Below are 19,943 nucleotides of genomic sequence, written 5' to 3' on the forward strand. Positions count from 1 at the left end.
TTTTTGCTGATGGCTTCACTATCCATTGTTTGAAACGCCGGGGCGACTGGACGGACGCCGGCGGGGGGAGAGTGGGGAATGATGGTTTTCAAGCGCTGCGCGGCGGCCGTGCTGGCCACGCTGCTATTGTGTTTTCTGCCATCCCTGCCGGTCGCGGCGGATGCGATTGAACAGACCAAGGGCAGTTGGAAGGATAAGTTCCGCCAGTTGGAGGTGGACCTGCCCACGCCCAACACCTACCGCACGGCGTCGGGCGCGCCCGGCCACCAATATTGGCAGCAGCGGGCCGATTACCGCATCAATGCCAAGCTGGATGCGGCGGCCAAGCGCATCACCGCGTCAGAAACCATCCGCTACAGCAATAATTCGCCCGACGCCCTGCCCTACCTGTGGCTGCAGCTGGACCAGAATATCTACAAGGATAAATCGATTGCTGAGCTGACCCGCACCAGCGGGGAGGATCGGATCAGCTATGACACGCTGGCCCGCGCCCAGATGATGAAGGATATCAAATACGGGTTCGAAATCGCCAAGGTGACCGATGATCGCGGCAGCCCGCTGCCCTATGTCATCGTTGATACCATGATGCGGATCGACCTGCGCCAGCCGCTGGCGCCGGGCGCCTCGGTCAGCTTCTCCATCGACTGGGCCTTCAACATCATCAACCAGGACCGGATCGGCGGCCGCAGCGGCTATGAGCATTTCACGGAGCCGGACAGCGACCTGTTCTTCATCGCCCAATGGTTCCCCCGCATGGCCGCCTATACCGATTATGCCGGCTGGCAGCACAAGGCCTTTCTGGGTCGGGGGGAGTTCACGCTGGAATTTGGCAATTACGATGTCTCTCTGACCGTGCCGGCCGACCATATCGTCTCGGCCAGCGGGGAGCTGCGCAATGCCAGCGATGTGCTGACCGAAACCCAGCGCAGCCGGCTGGAGAAGGCCCGCACCGCCAAGCAGCCTGTCTTCATCGTCACCCCGGAAGAGGCGGCGGAGAATGAGAAGGCGACCGACAAGGAGATGCGCACCTGGGTGTTCCGCGCCCAGAATGTGCGCGACTTTGCCTTCGCCAGCTCAAACAAATTCATCTGGGATGCCATGGGCTATCGCCAGGAGGATCAGGCCCAGCCGGAAGTGATGGCCATGTCCTTCTATCCCAAGGAGGCGGAGCCGCTCTGGTCGAAATATTCCACCCAGGCGGTGGTGCATACCCTGCGCACCTATTCTAAATTCTCCTTCGCCTATCCCTATCCCACGGCCCAGTCGGTGAACACGTGGGAAGGCGGGGGCATGGAATATCCGATGATCACCTTCAACGGATATCGCCCCAGCGTGGATAAGAAGACGGGCAAGCGCACCTATTCCGCCCAGGCCAAATACGGCCTGATCGGTGTGGTGATCCACGAGATCGGCCATATCTATTTCCCCATGACCGTCAATTCCGATGAACGGCAATGGAGCTGGATGGATGAGGGGCTGAACACCTTCCTGCAGAACATCGCCCATCTGGAATGGGAAGAAGGGTTCGGCGGCCAGACCCGTAACCCCAACCTGCCGGCGCAGATCACCAGCTATATGGTCAGCGAAAATCAGGTGCCGATCATGACGCAGTCGGACAGCGTGCTGCAGTTCGGCCCCAATGCCTATACCAAGCCGGCGACGGCGCTGACCATCTTGCGCGAAACCGTGATGGGCCGGGAGCTGTTCGACCACGCCTTCCGCGAATATGCGCGGCGCTGGAAGTTCAAGCGGCCCACCCCGTCCGACTTCTTCCGCACCATGGAAGATGCGTCGGGCGTGGATCTGGACTGGTTCTGGCGCGGCTGGTTCTATACCACCGACCATGTCGATATCGACCTCAGCAATGTGCGGGAATATCGCATCGGCAGCGGCGACCCGGACAAGGAGAAGCCGCTGCAGCGCGAAGAGGCGGCGCGTGACCAGCGTGAACCGCTGGCCAGCATCCATAACCGGGAACAGGGCCTGCAGACGGCGGTGGAGCGCGACCCGTCGCTGAAGGATTTCTATAACGAGAATGACAAGTTCACCGTCACCAACAAGGACCGCAACAGCTATCAGGAGATGCTGGAAGGGCTGGAGCCTTGGGAGCGTGAGGCGCTGGCCCGGGCGGAGAAGGAGGGCGACTGGGTCTATTTCCTGGATTTCGTCAATAAGGGCGGGCTGGTGATGCCGCTGCCCCTGCAACTGACCTTTGCCGACAAAAGCACCGAATTCCTGATGATCCCGGCGGAAATCTGGCGGTACAATTCCAGGAAGGTGACCAAGATGTTGATCCGGCCCAAGCAGATTGTCGCCGTCGATCTGGATCCGCGGCAGGAAATTGCCGATGCCGACCCGTCCAATAACAGCTTCCCCCGGCGTATCCAGGCTTCCCGTCTGGAACTCTACAAGGACAAGCGGGATGAGAAGAACCTGATGGCCGACATGCTGGTGGAGCTGAAGGCCAAGGAAGGGGAGAAGGGCAAGGGGGCGGAATCCGGCAAGGATGTGCCGCTGGCCCCGGCGGGGGAGGCGAAGTGAGGCGCCGGTCTTTATTGGCCCTGATGGGGGGCGGTCTGCTGTTGGCCGCCCCCCTGCCGGCCCAGGCCCACCGGGCCAAGGCGGCCCTGACCCTGGTGCGCTGGAATGCGGCCGCCAAGCTGCTGGAGGTGGAGCATAAGCTGCACGCCCATGATGCGGAGGTGGCGCTGAGCCAGCAGGCCGGCATCGCCACGCCGGACCTGTCCCGGCTGGAGGATCAGGCCAAGCTGGCGCTGTATGTGGAGGCCCGTTTCAGCCTGACCCCGCCGGGGGGTAAGCCATTGCCCCTGAAGCTGCTGGGGGCGGAGCTGGAGGGCGATCATGTTTTCATTTATCAGGAACTGGCCCTGCCGGCCCCGCCCCAGGCGTTGGCGGTAGAGGATGGCATCCTGCGCGATGTTTTCCGCACCCAGCTCAATCAGGTGAATTTCGACATGGCCGGCGGCGACCCGGCCCATATCCGGACCCTCACCTTCAACGGTCAGGATAAGGCGGAGAGCGTGACGTTTGATCGGTAGGGGGGAGGGGCTTGCCCCTCCTTCACAAATCCAGACTGAGTTCCGTGCCCGGCCGCGTGCTGTGGTCGTGCCAATGCAGGTTACAGCGGGGCTCGTACAGGTCGGCCTGGCCCAGTTCGACGGTGCGGTCGTTGCTGTGCTTCTTGAAGCTCTTATGCGCATCATGGCCGCAGACGGCGCAGCGGGCGCGCAGCTTCTGGATGCCGTCGGCCATGGCGGCCAGGGTAGCGGTCAGCGGAAAGGCGCGGCCGCGCCAATCCATATCCAGCCCGGCCACGGCCACATCGATGCCACGGGCCAGCAGGGCGCGTACATCCTCCACCAGATCGCCCTGGTAATGTGGATCGGTGCAGAACTGCACCTCATCAATGAAGACGGCGGAAATCTGGTCCGCAACGGGCGGCATCCGGGTGATGGGCATGGCGTCAAAGCCGATACCATCATGGTTCACCACCCGGTCCTGGGCATAGCGCACATCGAAGGCGGGCTTCAGCAGCATGATGTGGGAACCGGTGCCGTGCGTGTACCAGATGGCCCGCTTCAATATCTCCGTCGATTTGCCGGAGAACATCGGCCCGCAGATCACTTCCAGCTTCCCGTACCGCATCCGCAGAACCTTTCCACACCCGCATTCCTGTAAGGCGGCGATCTATAGGCGAGATCGCCGAAGCGTGCCATTAAAAGCGAAAGCGTCGTTTCTGGATATGGGCGAGATGCAAGGCTGGACCGAAGGATATGTAACGGAGATCGGCTACACCCACGGGTTCCACGTGGAACTGCTGCCGTGGGAGATGGCGGCGGCCCTGCCCGATGCCCCGATCAGCCCTGGCCAGCCGTTTGATTATTGCGAGCTGGGTTTCGGCCAGGGCTTCAGCCTGGCCCTGATGGCGGCGGCCAACCCGCAGGCCCGCTTCTGGGGCAATGATTTCAACCCGGACCATGTGGCCCATGTGCGCGGGCTGGCCGAGGCGGCGGGGCTGTCTAACCTGACGGTCAGCGAAAAGGGCTTTCGGGATTACCGGCGGCAGCCCGACCTGCCGGCCTTTGACATGATCGCCCTGCATGGCGTCTGGTCCTGGGTGGGGCCGGCGGCGCGGGCCGATGTGGTGCGCTTCATTGAGGCCAAACTGAAGCCCGGCGGGTTGGTCTATATCGGTTACAATGTGCTGCCGGGCTGGGCGCAATATCTGCCGCTGCGCCGCTTGATGCTGGAGCAGGCAAGGCGGACGGCGGGCGATCTGCCGGCGCGCATCGGGGCGGCGCTGGAACTGGCCAGCCGGCTGGAAGGGCAGGGGGCGGATTATTTCCGCATCAATCCCACCCTCTCCCCCCGGCTGGCCCAGTTGCGGGGGCGCCCGGCCCAGTATCTGGCGCATGAATATTTCAATGAGAGCTGGGAGCCGGTCTATTTTGCCGATATCGCCGCCGATCTGGCGGCCATCGACGTGCATTTCGCCGGCCAGCGCCGTGCAGCCGACCGCTGGGAAGCGGCGCTGCAGGCCCCCGCCATTGCGGAAGCGGCAGGGCCGGCAGGGAATGATGATCCCGTCTTTGTGGAGATGCTGCGCGATTATCTGACCAACCGACCGTTCCGCCGTGACCTGTTCCGCCGGGGCGGCGGCGTACCGGCAGCGCCTGTCCGGGATCCAAGCTGGGCGGCGCTGGGCCACCCGCGTGACCTGCCGCGCCGGGCCACCCTGCCCGGCGGCAGCACGGTGGAACCGGATTGGCATCTGTCGCAGGACATCCTGGCCAGCCTGCAGGCGGGGCCATTGCCCCTGTCGGTGCTGCAGGCCCGCCATGGCGCGGGGGTGCCGGGGGCGCTGGGCCTGCTGGCGGCACTGGACCTGCTGGCGCCGGCCCTGCCGCCTGCAGGGCTGGCGGCGCGGGCGACGACGGCGCAGCGGCTCAACGCCGTGATCCTGCAGCAGGCGCTGCAGGTTGACCGGCTGCAGGCGCTGGCCTGCCCCGCCACCGGCGGCGCCATCGCCGTGGATCGGGTGGAACAGCTTTTCCTGCACGCCCTTGGCCAGCAGGCGGCCGACCCCGCAAAGGCTGCCTGGGACGTTCTGGCGGCGTCTGGTCAGCGGCTGTTGCGCGACGGTCGCCTTTTGGAAACGCCGAAACAGAATCTCGTGGAACTGGAGGAACGCTGGCAGCGTTTCCGTCAGCGTCGGCTTCCGCTGCTGCAGGGCCTTGGTGCAGTGCAGCAGTAAAGAGGGGGTACTCCCATCAAGGGGCTGGACAAAGCAGAAAACCTCTAGGGCGACCCGGCGGAAGGTGGTAAATTCTGCCTGTGGTGCGGTGCAATAAATTTGTCAAACTTTTTGCCAACCGCATCATTCGCGCGTTCCCCCAATCGCCGCTTCGCGAACCGCCTTGCATGGAGATCTGGACCTATGCCGCGTAAGCCCAAGAATGCCGAAACCGCTGCCACCACCCTGGTTGAAACCGTCCCGGCAGAGCCGGTGATGCCGCCACCCACCCCGGCCAAGAAGGCGCGGATGGCCACCAAGGCCGCCAAGGCCCCCGCCGGCCGGACGAAGAAGAAGGCTGCCCCCGTCACTGCCGCCCCGCTTGATCCGGTTGCTGTGCAGCCCACCACGGAGCAGGTGGCGCATGAGGCCTATCTGCTCTGGCTGAGTGAAGGCCAGCCGGTGGGCAAGGATATGGAACATTGGCTGGTAGCCGAACAGATCGTTCGCAGCCGTCTGTCTCTGCTGTCGGCGGCCGTCCATACGGCCTGACCCTGTGGTCGCATCGCCCTTGCCGAGGCGGTGCGACCGTCCCTGTTCTGACGCCTCCTCGCCATCCGCCCGCTTCCGGGCGGATTTTCTTTGTTGGGTGGTTGAGATTTGGTCCCCCTGCCCGGCCAAGCTTGCCGTTTCCGGTTTTCTCTTCTGGGAAGAAATTGCCGGTGGGACTCCTCGTCCTACCTGTCACCGTTTTGAATCAGTGACTTAACCGTCTTCTCCCTTTTGGCCCGCCCATTGCATAGGGGTAGGTGACCGATCCATCCGGGGTCTGTCGCTGCCCAGCCGGGCCGCATCAAGGGATAGGGACGATGACCAGCCTTTTCGGCGTTCTCAACAACACCTCCAGCAACCTGCGGATGATCCAGGGGCAGCTGTCGGTCGTTGCCGAGAATGTGGCCGGTGCCGATGATCCCAACCGTTCCCGCCATGTGCTGGAACGGACCATTGATGCAACCGGCAACCCGATGGTGGCGCAGTACCGGCGGGAAGTGGATGTGGCGCTGCGGGTGCAGCTGCAGCAGACGCTTTCGGAGGAGGCCAGCGCCAGCACCCTGTCCACCTATATGCGCAAGGCGACCGACCTGCTGGGCACCACGGCGGGCACCCCGCCCTTGACGGATGCCATGCAGAAATTCCAGGCCGCCTGGATGGAAGTGGAGGCCACGCCGGAAAATACGGTGGCGCAGGGCCAGGTCGTCACCTATGGCGATGACGTGGCCCGCGAGCTGCGGCGGCTGAACCTGGGCGTTAATGATCTGAAGCGTGAGATTGACACGGATATTCAAAGCTCCGTCGATCAGTTGAACACGGCGCTGACCACCATCGACAAGCTGAATGACGATATCCTGGCCAGCAAGGGGGCCGGCGAGCCCACCATGAATCTGGAGGATAAGCGTGACCAGCTTGTCCGCGACGTATCCAGCCTGATGAGCGTCCGCACCATAGAGCGGGGCGACGGCAGGCTGTCCATTTTTACCTCATCCGGCGTCTCGCTGCTGGATGCCGCACCGGTGAAGTTCAGCTATTCCAACGGGGTGCTGCGCTCGTCCGGCAGCGATCGGGCGCTGAATGACCAGATCAATGACGGCAAGCTGGGCGCCCTGCTGCAATTATCTGCCGACGGGTCCACAGCCAATCCGCCGCAGCCGGCCAGCAACCAGCCGGCGGCCGAGATCATCCGCAAGCTGAATTCCCAGCTTCAGGGGCTGGGGGAGGCCTTCCTGGGATCGACCAAGCCGGGGGAGCCCACCAGCTTTGCCGATGCCTATGATAAGGCCAGTCCCGCTGCCGAGGGCGAACTGGACAACCGCTTCTTCATCGGTAAGGGGGCGGGCGATATCCAGCTCAACCCGGCCCTGTTGTCGGGCGAGAAGAAGATCAAGCAAAGTGCTGTCACCGGGGTGACGCAGTCGCTGTCGGCGTCTGGCCGCAGCCTGAATGCGGACGGCTTGCGCATCACCAGCGTCAGCTATTCCTCCATGGTGTCCACCGTGATCGGCTCCTGGAGCACCAATGCCAAGGTGACGCACGAGCAGGCGACCATCGCCACCGATTTCAAATCGCAGCTGGACAGCCGGTACAAGAACAATACCGGCGTCAACATGGATGAAGAGATCGCCATGTTGCAGGTGCTTCAGCGCAATTACTCCGCCGCCGCCCGCGTGATGCAGACGGTCAACACTATGCTGGACGCTATCGAGGGCATCGTCAGATGACACGGATCAGCAGCTATGGCAGCTACCTCTCCACGCTGGGAGGGCTCACCGGTGGGCAGCGGCAGATCGACGATTTGTCGGCGCAGCTCAACACGCTCAAAAAATCGGTCGATGTGTCCGCCTATGGCACGCAGACGCAGCGGCTGCTGGACCTGCGTGCCGATTATGCCAAGCGTCAGGCCTATACGAACACCATCGACCAGTCGATGACGCGGGTGAAATCCTACAACACCATCATGGAGCGGATGGTGAGCATGGCATCCGAGCTGAGCAATGTCAGCCGCCTGCCGCAGGGGCCGGGGGAGGTGCGGGTCAGCTCCGTCATCAATTCCAATGCCGACAGCATGAAGGTGACGGTCGACCACCTCAGTTCCAGCTTCAAGGCAGAGGCCACCTATTCGGTTTCCGCCGTCCCCAGCAGCACCGGTCCCGCCGGCAGTTTCGATGTGACGGTGACCGACGGGCTGGGTGGCAAATCCACCAACACGATCAATATGAAACAGGTGCCGCCCCAGGTGGATGCCGACCGTTTCATCATCAATGGCGGTCCCGGCGAGGGGGCCGTGATCAAGCTGAATATTGAGAAACTGACAGGCGGCGGGACGTCCAGCTTCGATGTCACCTGGCCCGATCTTGCCTCTACCAAGGCCCTGATCAAGGGCATGACCACCGAACTGCAATCCATGCTGAATGAGAAGGTGGGGGATCGCTATATCTTCGCCGGCTCGCGCCTTTCCACCAAGCCGGTGGGCGATATCATCTCCGCCAAGCAGGTCATGACCACCACCCTCTCGGGTGCGCGGGGTGACGCCGGCGAAGTCTATGAAATGACGCTGAACGGTAGTCGCTTTACCTATACCAGTACCGGCAAGGAGAAATCGCTGGACGAGGTGCTGACCAACAGCACCGGTACGGGCCTGGTCGATCAGATGAAGGCCCATCAGCCGCCTTTCAATGTCACCTTGTCCGTCAGCAACGGCATCGTCACCGCCACGGCCAATGATGTCACCGACAAATTCACCATGTCCTCGGCTGTCTATGACAATGGCACCCATAACAACACCGTGGAGCCGGCGCCGGGCGCCCTTGATCCTGGCCAGGCGCCCTATACGATCCAGAAGGCCACCGAAACCCAGAACCAGATCGACCATGTGAAGCTGCATGGCAACGAAGCGGATGTCGGTGATGTGTTCAACATCGCCGTCGGTGCCCGCACCATTGTCCAGAACGAGAATGCGCCGCCGCAGGTCATCATTGCCGGCCCCACGCAATATTCCTATGCCATCAGTCCGGCCGATACCGATATTCTGAACGGCAATACGCCGGTGCCGGCGGGTTTCACCCAACCCACCTCCATGACGAACTGGGTGGCGCAGAAACTGACGGCGCAGATCAATGGTGATCAGGCCTCTACGGTCACGGCCAGCATTGATCCGGCCGATGATACCAACATCATCCTGACGGCCAAGGCCAATAACAGCGAGTTCCAGACCACGGCCAGCATCAACAATGCCGGCAACAGCGCACGGCTGGTAACCAATGAAATCCCCCCCCTGGCCAATCAGGATGTTTTTGCCGATCTGGCGGCACCGCCCAAGCTGCCCTTCTATGATACCGAATTTGCCCAGCAGACCGATAACAGCGCCGCCTATGATCAGGCGCGCATGACGGCGGATGAAGGCCTGTCGGTCACCTATGGGGTCAGCAGCAATGATCCCGCCATCCAGAAGCTGGTCAGCAGCCTGCGCCGGCTGACCCAGGCCGTGGCCCAACCCGGCCGTTACAGCGAGATCATGAGCGAAGGGCGCGATCTGGCGATCGCTGCCCAGAACGAGCTGAAAGGCGTCTCCGCCCGCGTGGTCAATGCCGCCACCACGATGGAAAACGCCCAGACCCGCCACGCCAGCGCCATGGCCAAAGCCACCGGTGAAATGGCCCAGATCGAGGGCGTGGACGAAAATGAAGTGGCCGTAAAATTGCAAGCCGCCCTCAACCGCCAGCAAACCTCCTACGCCGTGACCGGGCGCACCGCTTCCCTGTCACTGGTGAATTTCCTGTCCTGATCCTGTTCCATCCCTTCAAACCTGTTTCAAGCAAAAGGAGAACCGATATGAACGCCTTCACCGAATCCTCCCAGTTCACCATTTCCGCCCCCGAAGCCGCCGGGATGCCGGCCCAGGACGAGGCGGTGCGCACCCGCCTGTTCGATCAGTTCAACGCCTTCTGGCTGAACGCCATCCACGAAGGTGCGCCCTATGACATGATCGGCACCATGTCGGTGACGGCCGCCATTTACGGCCTGTTGGCCAAGCATGGTGCTGAAACCACGGCCGGTTTCCTGGATGGTCTGGCCGGCGACATCCGTTCCGGCATGTTCACCATTCCCCGTCCCAATTGATCGGCGATGGGCCCCAGACGGGGCAAATTTCAAAGGGCCGGTTCCGCGAGGGACCGGCCCTTTTGCTTTGGCTTCACCAGCTTGATCGGCAAATCCGGCACGGGTCCGATCGGCAAAAACCGCCGGGCAGGGGCCGGCGGCAGAGCGTGCCGGGTGGGGTGGGACCCAGAACTGAGGAAAATCAGCGGATTCCGTCCCCATCCCCAGTTGGCATCACAATTGCTTAGGTACTGGCGACACGCCATTATTCCAACGGGAGTTTTCCCATGAGCATCTTCGGCTCCTTGACCACTGGTATCGCCGGCCTGCAGGCCCAGGCCTCCGCGCTTGGCCATATCTCTGATAATATCGCCAATTCGCAGACCACCGGTTACAAGCGGGTGGATACCGCCTTCACCAATCTGGTGCTGCAATCCAACGCCCGTACCCATAGTCCCGGTGGTGTGGTGGCGCGCCCGTCCTACGCCAACAGCGTGGCCGGCAACATCTCCACGGTGGATCGTACCACCAATCTGGCAGTGCGTGGTCAGGGCTTCTTCAGCGTCAGCCGCCTGACAGAAGTCAATGGTGTCGCGACGCCGACGCAGGAACGCTTCTATACCCGTGACGGCAGCTTTGAGCTGAATGATGATCGCACGCTGGTCAATCGTTCCGGCTATGCGCTGAACGGCTATATTTACAATGAAGCGACCAATTCCTTCACGACGACGGCTTCGCCCATCAAGGTGACGGCGGATATCGACAGCCCGGTGCCGACCAAGAATATCACGCTCAAGGCCAACCTCCCGAAGGAACCCCAGGCCGGCACGCCGATCCAGCCGACCACCATCCAGATCTATGATGCGACCGGCACGCCGCGCGACATCACCCTGGGTTGGCGTCCTGGCCAGTCCGAGGGCTCCTGGCGCCTGTCCATCGACACCCCGGGTGCGACCGGCAAGCTGCCCCTGTCCGGCAACCTGACCGGCTTCCCGGTCAGTGCCGCTTCCACCAGCCTGACGCCGGGTGCCGAGGCCCGCAAACAGATCGACGAGGTGCAGTTCACCTCCCCCAAAGGTGATGGCGCTTTCAAGATCGGTGACACCTACAAGGTCACCGTGAATGGGGCCGATTTTACCGAAACGATTACACCGACCAACGCTTCCCAGCTGTCCAACCTGACCGGTGTTGCCCAGTCGCTGGCCGACAAGATCAACGCCTCCGTACCGCCCGCCGGCGTCAATGCCGTTGTCAGCGGTGGTCGCCTGCGTCTGACGGCTGCCGATGCCGGCACCGGTTTCACCCTGGCCACCAAAGTGACCAATGCGGCCCCCACCGCGAACACGGTGAACAGCCCCGTTACCACGGCCGCCACCGCGACCCAGCCGCAGCAGAGCGTGTTGACCTTCGCCGGCAGCTCCATCGATATCGGTGACGTCTTCACCGTGAATGTCGATAACACGACGAACAAGACCTACAAGGTGGAAGTGACGGCGGCCAATGTCGGCCAGCTGAAGGATCTGAACGGTGTTGTCCAGGCGCTGGCTTCCCAGATCAACGCCAACTCGGCCGGCGAACGGGTGGTAGCCTCGGTTTCGGGTAATGCCCTGGCGCTGCGCAGCACCAGTGCTGGCGACAGTTTCAGTGTTGGCGACCAGGTGGGCGAGACGGTTACCCCCAACAATGCCGGCGTGCAGCAGGTCACACAGCTCTCATACCCCGACCGCGCGCCGGTGGCGGGTGAAGAGTTGAGCGTGAGCGCGGACGGTCAGACCTATTCCTACAAGCTGACCCAGGCTGACATTGATGCGCTGCCGCAGCCGCCGAAGTTCAGCGACGCGTTGACGACCCACTTGCTGCCCACCATCACCAGCACAAACTTCACGGCCAGCGTCAGTGATAACCGGCTGGTGCTGACGGCTACGACGGCCGGCACCGGTTTCAATGTCACGGCGCGTGACAAGCTGATGCAGCCGTCGGTCACCAATGCTGCGGCTGCGGATAACACAACCTTTGTCAGCTCTCTGCAGGGCAATGTCAGCGGGGGGCGTCAGACCCAGCGCATTTCGATCGGGGGTGTTCCGGGCGATGTCGGGGCTGTCTATTCCGTGACGTTGCGCAGCCCCAGCCCCATCCAGACCGAGCCGACGGCGCAGCGTGGCACCACCATCACCCAGGCAACCGCCACCAAGGCCCAGGTGACGGAACTGAACTATCCGGACCGCGCCCCGGTGGTGGGGGATATTTTCAGCCTGACCGTCAATGGCTCGCTTGCCAACTATGGCCCCTTGACCCAGGCCGACATTGATGCGTTGCCGCAACCGCCGACGATGACGGATGCGTTGACCACGTACTTCCTGCCCACGATCACCAGCACGGATGTCACCGCCGCTGTGGTGGGCAATAAGCTCCAGCTGACCGGCGTAAGCGTCGATCCTGTTACGGGTGCTAACAAGTCATTCAACGTCACCGATACCGATGCGATGGTCACCGATCCGACCTCGCAGAGGTTCGATTTCTCCAACGCCACGGCGGCGCCGGTACTGGGCAATGTCTATGCCGTCACCATGAACGGCACCACCTATTCAACGCAGATCACGGAACAGAATATTGGGGATTTCCCTGATGTTAAGAGCGTGATGGAGAACCTCATTACCAAGGTGAATAATGATTTCGGTGCGCCGGTCAGCGCCAAGGCGATCACCAATGATAATGGCGATACGACCGGCATTGTGTTGACGGCCAAGGATGCCAGCATCAAGCTGGATGGCACACAGAAGACCTTCCCCAGCTTCAGCAAGACCATCCCCTATACCACAACCGGTAAGGAGGTTTCGCTGGACGAAATCGCCACCAATCTGGCGGCTGCGGTCAATAAGGAACCCGGCATCCCGGTGCGGGCGACGGCGGTTGGCGGCGTTCTCACCATGACCGGGAATGAGGATGGGCTGGCTTTCCTGGCAGAGCCCAATTCCACCTTGGGCTCGACGCCGGCCCACGTCACCTTGAACTTCGGCGGCACCTTGCCCAGCGGTGAGCAGGTCAAGACGGGTACGCTGTCCAGCCTGTCTTCCGCCAATGTCGGTGAAGGTAATGCCCGCGTAACGGCTGTGACGGCAGCCGGGCAGCCGGCCCAGATTTCCTTCGACGTGGATTATGGCAATGGGCCGCAGACCATCACCCTGGATGTCGGCACCTTCGGTGAGGCTTCAGGCCTGACCGAGTTCAATGGCAGCCAGATCAACGTGACCTCCCAGCTTCAGGATGGCAGCCCGCAGGGCACCTTCAAGGATGTGGAAGTGCGCGAAAATGGTGATGTGGTGGCCAACTATGACAATGGCCGCCGCCGCATCATCGCCCAGGTGCCGCTGGTCCTGTTCAACAATGCCAATGCCCTGGGCCGTGAAAGCGGCGGCGTCTTCACGGAATCGGCGGAGAGCGGTCGGGCGCGCTTCAACGATACCGGCCAGAATGGTGCCGGCACCATCGCAGCCAGCAGCATTGAAGGTTCCAACGTGGATATCGCGCAGGAATTCACCAAGCTGATCGTGGCCCAGCGTTCCTATACGGCCAATACCCGCGTCATCACCACCACCGACGAAATGCTGACGGAGACCATCAACTTGAAGCGCTGATCCAGCGGGCGGCACCGGCCCCTTACCCCAGGTGCATGGCGTGTCGATCCCGGCCCCGCAAGGGGCCGGGATTTCGCGTTTATGGGGTACCGGCATCCGGCAGCGATGGCGCCCTGCCAGGGACCGGCTGGTCAAAATGCGGGAAGCGAACTATGTTACAGCGATAGGTTCTTCTCTCTGCGCCGTGTAATATGTCTGTCTCCGGCCTGTCCGTTCTGTCGGGTGCTGCGTCGCCGCGTGTCGGTGGCGGTGGGGCAGCCGCGTCCGGACAGAAAGCGCTGTCCAACGAACAGCAGCAGCAAGTGCGGGAGCTGCAGAAGACCGACACGCAGGTGCGCCAGCATGAGCAGGCGCATAAGACGGCCGGCGGCCCCTATGCCGGGGCGATTCAACTGGAATATACCACCGGGCCGGATGGACGCCGTTATGCCACGGCAGGCGAGGTGCCGATTGATGCCTCCCCTGTCCGCAACAACCCGGAAGCCACCATCACCAAGATGGAGGTGGTCAAGCGGGCAGCACTGGCCCCCCCTGACCCATCGCCGCAGGACCGGGCGGTTGCCTCGCAGGCCGACGCCACCAAGGCCCAGGCACAGAATGAACTGCGGGATAAGCAGCAGGATGGTGGCGGCGATGATGGCCAGGAACGGCCCAATCCCGCATCCCCGTTACTGAACCGGCAGGCGCAGGCTGCCTATGGGCTGGCTGCTGCGGCAGCGCCGACCCCGGCAAAGGCTGCCGCTCCGGGGCTGAATATCACGGCGTGAAACAGGCCAGCTCACGTGGAACATCTCCCCGCCCCGGTCAGGGCGGGGAGATGCTGGGCTGATCAGCTGGCTTTCGGCAGGGCCTTTTCAACCGCCGTCAGGAACTCGGCATTATCCGGTTCGATCTTGGAGGGGAAGGCCGCGACCAGCGTGCCGTCGGGCGCCAGCAGATACTTGTGGAAGTTCCATTTCGGCTCCCCCTTCTGGGCTGCCACCCACTTGTAGAACGGGTGGGCCTGGGCGCCCTTCACCGGTTCCTTGGTGGTCATGGGGAAGTCGATGGCGAAATTGACGTTGCAGAATTCCTTGATTTCCTTGTCGGAGCCGGGCTCCTGGCCGCCAAAATCATTGGAGGGGACGCCAACCACGACCAACCCCTTGTCGCGATACTTTTCCCACAGGGTTTCCAAGCCCTTGTACTGGGGCGTGTAACCGCACATGGAGGCGGTGTTCACCACCAGCACGGCCTTGCCCTTATACTGGGACAGGGGCAGCGCCCCACCTTCAATGGCCTGGAAGGTGAAGTCATAAGCGTTTTCGGCCTTGGCCGGGGTGGCCAGAGGACCAAAGCCCGCCAGCAGGGCCAGCCCGGCGCAAAGCCCCATGAAGGCGCGGCGGGTGGAAGAACGACTCACCAGTTCCATGATCTCACCTGATCGGTTGGCATTATGCATCTTGGCAAAACCCTGCGCCGTCACCGGCAGCTTGGTTTAACCATTATTTAGGGGCTTAAGCGTCGCCGTCCAGTGTTTCCCGTACCTTTGCCGCCAGCGCATCCAGCCCGAATGGTTTCTGCAGGAAATGGGTGCCGGGGTCCAGCACGCCATTATGGACGACCGCGTTGCGGGTATAACCGGTGGTGTACAGCACCTTCAGCCCCGGCAGCAGGGACTGCGCCTTGTCGGCCAGCTGGCGCCCGGTCATTTCCGGCATCACCACATCGGTGAACATCAGGGATGGCCGGCAGCCCGCTTCGATCAGCGACAACGCCTCCAGCCCGCTGGCCGCCTCCACCACTGTATAGCCCAGCTCCCGCAGGGCTTCGACGGAGAAGCGGCGGACCCGTTCCTCATCCTCCACCACCAGCACCACCTCCCCCGGCCGGGCCACCTGCCCCGGCTTGGCTTCGCTACGGCGCTGATAGGGCAGGGCATCGCCATAATGGCGGGGCAGATAGATTTTCACGCAGGTGCCGTGCCCCGGCTCCGAATAGATTTTCACATGGCCGCCAGATTGGCGGACAAAGCCGAACACTTGCGACAGGCCCAGCCCGGTGCCGCGCCCGACCCCCTTGGTGGTGAAGAACGGGTCGAAGGCGCGGGCCAGCACCTCCGGCGTCATGCCGTCACCCGTGTCGGTCACGGCGATCAGCACATATTGGCCCGGCTGCACCTCATGTTCGGCACCATAGGCATCGTCGATGAAGGCATTGGCCGTCTCAATCGTCAGCCGTCCACCGCCGGGCATGGCGTCGCGGGCATTGACGGCCAGGTTGATCAGGGCATTTTCCAGCTGGTTGGGGTCGACATGGGTGCGCCACAAGCCGGCAGCGCGCACCATTTCCACCCGGATCGGTTCGCCAAGCGCCCGTAGCAGCAGCTCCGACATGCCATTGATCAGGCTGTTGGCATCGACGATCTGTGGGGCCAGCGGCTGCTGGCGGGCGAAGGCCAGCAGCCGTTCCGTCAGGGCGGCGGCCCGATGTGCCCCATCCATGGCGCCTTCAATATAAGGGGCGATGTTGGTGTCGCCGCGCGCCAGCCGGCGCTGCATCAGCGTCAGGCCGCTGATGATGACAGCCAGCATATTGTTGAAATCATGGGCGATGCCGCCGGTCAGCTGGCCCACCGCCTCCATCTTCTGGGCCTGACGCAGGCGGCTTTCCGCCTCCAGCAGCTTGGCCGTGCGCTCATTCACCTCGCGCTCCAGCTCCTCCCGTGATCGGGCCAGCACCTCGCGCGCATCCACGATGGCCTGGATGTCGGTACAGGTGCCGAACCAGCGGACAATCCTGCCATCGCTGTCCCGCACCGGCTGTGCCCGGCCCATGGCCCAGAGATAGCGGCCCGAGCGGTGGCGCATCCGGTATTCGATGCGATAGGGGGTGCCGGTGGCAAGCGAGTTACGCCAGCATTCCCAGGTTCGTGCCTGATCTTCCGGATGAATGACACTATCCCAGGCGTCGCCATCACTGGCCCCGCGTGGCAGGCCGGTAAATTCGTACCAGCGGTCATTATAGTAATCGAGATAGCCATCGGCGCGGGCTGACCAGACCATGTCATCAATGGAATTGCTGAGCGCCTGCAGGTGCGCCTCACTATCCCGGACCCGTTGTTCCGCTTCAAAACGGTCAGCAATGTCGATGACCGAGCCGATATAGCCCAGGAAGCTGCCATCCTCGGCAAAACGCGGGGCGGCGGCGTCGATGGCCCAGCGATAGAGGCCATCGGCCCGCCGCAGCCGGTATTCCAGCCGGAACGGCTCCCCTCGCTCCCCGGCGGCGGCGAAGATGCGTTCGGCTTCCGCCCGGTCCTCCGGATGCACCATCTCCAGCCAGCCCAGACCCTGCCCTTCATCTTGCCCCTGGCCGGTAAATTCATACCAGGAGCGGTTGAGATAGGTGCAGAGCCCCTTCTGGTCGGTGACCCACATCATCACCGGGGCATGGTCGGCCATATTGCGGAAGCGCGCCTCGCTTTCCCGCAGCCGCCGTTCCCCCAGCACCCGCCCCGTCGTTTCCGAGACGATGCAGAGCACGCCGCCGATGCTGCCATCCGTATCGAAGACGGGGGAATAGGAGATGTCGAAATAGACTGTCTCCGGATAGCCATGCCGTTCAATGTAGAATGGCCGGTCATTGGCGAAGACGGTCTGGCCACTGTCCCGCACCGATTGCAGCAGCGGATGCAGATCGTCCCACAGTTCCGACCAATATTCCGCCGCCGGCCGCCCCAGCGCGTCGGGATGTTTCAGACCGATGGTGGGGGCATAGGCATCATTGTAAAGTGCGATGAAGGTCGGTCCCCAAAACAGCACGATCTGGGCCTTGGCGGTCAGCATCAGGCCGACCGTGGTTTTTAAGGCGCCGGGCCAGCTCTCTGGCGCGCCCAGGGGGGATTGCGACCAGTCCTTGCGCTGCATCAGCGCCCCGATTTCCCCGCCACGGGCAAGGAAGGCGGCGGTCTGTTGCGGCATGGTTGCTCCCGTCGGGGTGTGCCGGCCCGGATGTTTCCCAGGAATATCCCCTGGAGAACATGTTCGGGGCCGGTGGTCAATTAGTGCCAACGGGTTATATCCGCGACCGCCCTCAACGCTGTTCGCCGAATACCTTGCCGGAGATGGCGGGGCTCATGAACTCGCCCAGATTCTTCAGCACCACGCGGAAGAACAGCCGGTCACCGGTATCGACGCCGGTGCGTTCGGTATAGTTGCGTTCCCCCACCAGCTGGAAGGTCAGGCATTCATCCTGATAGGTGATGGTGGCGCCGCTGCGCAGCGGTCCGCTGCCGCCCTTGGCCAGATCGCGGCGATGGTTGATGCCGACCGACCAGTGCTCGGTGATGGCGGAATTGATGGCCAGGGTCAGTTCTTCACGGTCACGCAGGCTGGTGCTGCTGGTGATGCTGTTGGTGGGGGACTGGGCCAGCTTGTCGATGAAGACATAGCCGCCGGAGACGCGGAACTGCTGCGGACCAATGGTGCCATAGACATCGTGGAGGCGCTGGGCCAGCGTCTTGCTGTCCAACCGGAAGGAATAGCTGACATCCATCCAGGGGCTGGGGCTCAGCTCCAGCTTGCCGACCACGTCAGAGCTGCGACGGCGCAGGCCGGAGCTTTCCGGGAAGTCCGTGTCTTTCTGCAGCCGGTAGGATTGGCCGACAAACAGCGTGCTGCTGCCACCGCCAAAGCCATAGAAGCCGTTTTTCACACCATAGGTGACGCGCTGCCCGCCCTCCAGCCGGTCAATGCCATTATAGCGGGAGGCGCTGAACAGGTTGGTGTAATCGAACTCGATATCCTGGCTGTCCTCGTTGGGGATGGCCGAACTGGCAGAGATATTGGGGGCGGCCGACAGCATCACCATCGGTTCCACCATATGCTGCACCGTGCCCATCTGGCGGGCCAGCGGCATGGAGACGGTCCATTCCGCGTGCGGGAAGGCGCGCAGCCGCGCCTTGTCATCGCGGTCGACCGTGCCATCGGCCCGGCGCAGGTCGGACACCCAGTAGCCGTCGGTGCGCATTTCGGCATTCAGGGTGGAAACAAGGCCGATGGGGGCGATGTCGCTGCGCCGCCAGCCCAGGGCGCTGGACAGGCGGCGTGTATCATTGCCGTCACTGCGCAGCAGCGACAGCAGGCCGGCATCAAACTCCCAACGGCCGCCCAGCAGGCTGCCCGGCTCGCCCAGCAGATTATACTGGGCCATGGGCAGCACCACCGGCTCTTCCTCCCGGTTGGCGGGGCGAAGATCCTGGAAATCATAGGCGTTGAAGCTGAAATAATCCCGGCCGCTGAACCATTCCACGAAGGCGCGGCTGTTCAGGATGTCTTCTGCCGAATAATCATAGCGCAGCAGATGCGTATTGTCGGTGACGCGCCGCAGGTCGAAACCCCAGCGCCAGTTCTGGTCAATGTCGAACCGGCCATTGGCGAAGATATGGCCCCGGAAATTCTTCTTCACCACTTCCTGATTGCCGATGATGCGTGGCCGGTCGGCATAGGTGGCGCTGCCTGACAGGTTGAGGCTGCCACTGCCGAAGCGCTGGCGATATTCACCACCCAGCAGCAGATCATCCTCCGTGCTGGGCACGGCCTCCAGGGTGAAATCCTTCGATTCGTCGATATCGAAGAAATATTTGATGCGGGCATAGGTGCCCAGATCGGAACTGATGCCCCCGGCCGGCGGCAGGAAGCCGCTGCGCCGTTCCACGGTGGGATCGGGATGGCCGAAGAAGGGCATATACATCACCGGAACGCCCATCACCTCCAGCGTGGCGTCCCGGTAATAGATATCGTGCTTTTCCTGATCATGGGTGATGCGGGCGGCCCGGATCTGCCAGATGGGCGGGCGCGTCGGGTCGCTGGCGCACAGCTCGCAAGGCGAATAGACGCCCTTTTCCATGCGGGTATAGCGCCCGTCCAGCCGTTCGCCCTGCAGGGCGGCGAACTTGGAATTATCCGACATCAGGATGCGGACCTGATCGACGAAGCCCCGGGAAAGATCGTCCGACAGCTCGGTGTAATTGGCGAACAGCACCTCGCCCGTTGGCTCCAGGATGGAGACATTGCCCGACGCGGTGACGATGTTGGTCTTTTCCGAGAAGCTGACCGTATCAGCCAGCAGCAGGCGTGCCCCCTGGCTCAGCTCCACATGGCCGCGCGCGGTGACGATGCCCAGATCCTCATCATAATCCAGATGGTCGGCCGACAGCAGCACCGGCTGCCCCTTGCCCTTGTCCTTCTCCGCGCTGCCGAGTGCGACGGGGGAGACGCCGGGCGTGCCCACCGGGTTGGTCTGCGCCCAGGCCGCCGGCGCGCCAAGGGCCAGGGCGGAGCAGAGCAGCAGGCGGCGGAGGCGAAGGGTGGTCGGCGTCATGGGCGGGCCGTCTTGTTCCAACGGGGAAGAATCTCATC

13 protein-coding genes are annotated in these 19,943 nt (G+C 62.8%); 9 read left to right on the top strand and 4 right to left on the bottom strand.

What is annotated here, in order from left to right; translation table 11 throughout:
* Positions 1-78: 78 nt before the first annotated feature.
* Together CHB97_RS18870 and CHB97_RS18875 are read left to right on the top strand one after the other, a co-directional pair.
* Complete coding sequence (locus tag CHB97_RS18870) at positions 79-2,541, top strand: M1 family metallopeptidase (RefSeq protein ID WP_160106018.1); 2,463 nt, start codon at positions 79-81, stop codon at positions 2,539-2,541.
* Positions 2,538-3,059, top strand: coding sequence for a DUF6702 family protein (locus CHB97_RS18875; protein WP_143271024.1), 522 nt, complete (start codon positions 2,538-2,540; stop codon positions 3,057-3,059). The genes CHB97_RS18870 and CHB97_RS18875 overlap by 4 nt, the downstream gene beginning before the upstream one ends.
* Before the next feature lie 22 nt (positions 3,060-3,081).
* Here CHB97_RS18875 and CHB97_RS18880 read toward each other — a convergent pair whose 3' ends face one another.
* A complete protein-coding gene (locus CHB97_RS18880) occupies positions 3,082-3,666 on the bottom strand; it encodes a thymidine kinase (protein WP_089289559.1) in 585 nt (194 codons plus the stop codon).
* Between the two features lie 106 nt (positions 3,667-3,772).
* Between CHB97_RS18880 and CHB97_RS18885 the strand changes: the two genes are divergently transcribed.
* The 7 genes from CHB97_RS18885 to CHB97_RS18915 all read left to right on the top strand — a co-directional run bounded on the left by CHB97_RS18885 (position 3,773) and on the right by CHB97_RS18915 (position 14,309).
* Positions 3,773-5,275 (top strand): class I SAM-dependent methyltransferase, encoded by a 1,503-nt coding sequence (locus CHB97_RS18885; RefSeq protein ID WP_160106020.1) that lies wholly within the window; start codon positions 3,773-3,775, stop codon positions 5,273-5,275.
* 183 nt (positions 5,276-5,458) lie between these two features.
* Positions 5,459-5,806 carry a DUF2934 domain-containing protein gene (locus CHB97_RS18890; protein WP_089289561.1) on the top strand — a complete coding sequence of 116 codons (348 nt, stop codon included), beginning with the start codon at positions 5,459-5,461 and terminating at the stop codon, positions 5,804-5,806.
* A gap of 317 nt (positions 5,807-6,123) precedes the next feature.
* Positions 6,124-7,530, top strand: coding sequence for a flagellar hook-associated protein FlgK (flgK, locus tag CHB97_RS18895; protein WP_089289562.1), 1,407 nt, complete (start codon positions 6,124-6,126; stop codon positions 7,528-7,530).
* Positions 7,527-9,593, top strand: a complete 2,067-nt coding sequence (locus CHB97_RS18900; RefSeq protein ID WP_089289563.1) for a hypothetical protein — start codon at positions 7,527-7,529, stop codon at positions 9,591-9,593. Before flgK ends, CHB97_RS18900 begins: the two co-directional genes overlap by 4 nt.
* 47 nt (positions 9,594-9,640) lie before the next feature.
* The gene (locus CHB97_RS18905) at positions 9,641-9,928 is read left to right on the top strand and encodes a hypothetical protein (RefSeq protein ID WP_089289564.1); all 288 of its coding nucleotides are present in this window, start codon (positions 9,641-9,643) and stop codon (positions 9,926-9,928) included.
* 266 nt (positions 9,929-10,194) lie between these two features.
* A complete protein-coding gene (locus CHB97_RS18910) occupies positions 10,195-13,542 on the top strand; it encodes a flagellar hook-basal body complex protein (protein WP_089289565.1) in 3,348 nt (1,115 codons plus the stop codon).
* A gap of 191 nt (positions 13,543-13,733) precedes the next feature.
* The gene (locus CHB97_RS18915) at positions 13,734-14,309 is read left to right on the top strand and encodes a putative metalloprotease CJM1_0395 family protein (RefSeq protein WP_089289566.1); all 576 of its coding nucleotides are present in this window, start codon (positions 13,734-13,736) and stop codon (positions 14,307-14,309) included.
* 62 nt (positions 14,310-14,371) lie between these two features.
* Here the strand turns inward: CHB97_RS18915 and CHB97_RS18920 are convergent, their stop codons facing one another.
* From CHB97_RS18920 to CHB97_RS18930, 3 genes are all read right to left on the bottom strand, one after another.
* Positions 14,372-14,953, bottom strand: a complete 582-nt coding sequence (locus tag CHB97_RS18920; RefSeq protein ID WP_089289592.1) for a glutathione peroxidase — start codon at positions 14,951-14,953, stop codon at positions 14,372-14,374.
* An 85-nt stretch (positions 14,954-15,038) separates the two neighbouring features.
* Positions 15,039-17,504, bottom strand: a complete 2,466-nt coding sequence (locus CHB97_RS18925) for a PAS domain S-box protein (protein WP_200820018.1) — start codon at positions 17,502-17,504, stop codon at positions 15,039-15,041.
* Positions 17,505-17,616: 112 nt separating this feature from the next.
* Positions 17,617-19,905 carry an LPS-assembly protein LptD gene (locus CHB97_RS18930; protein WP_089289567.1) on the bottom strand — a complete coding sequence of 763 codons (2,289 nt, stop codon included), beginning with the start codon at positions 19,903-19,905 and terminating at the stop codon, positions 17,617-17,619.
* Positions 19,906-19,943 lie beyond the last annotated feature (38 nt).

It is taken from the genome of Azospirillum sp. RU38E (genome assembly GCF_900188385.1).
Classification (GTDB): Bacteria; Pseudomonadota; Alphaproteobacteria; order Azospirillales; family Azospirillaceae; genus Niveispirillum.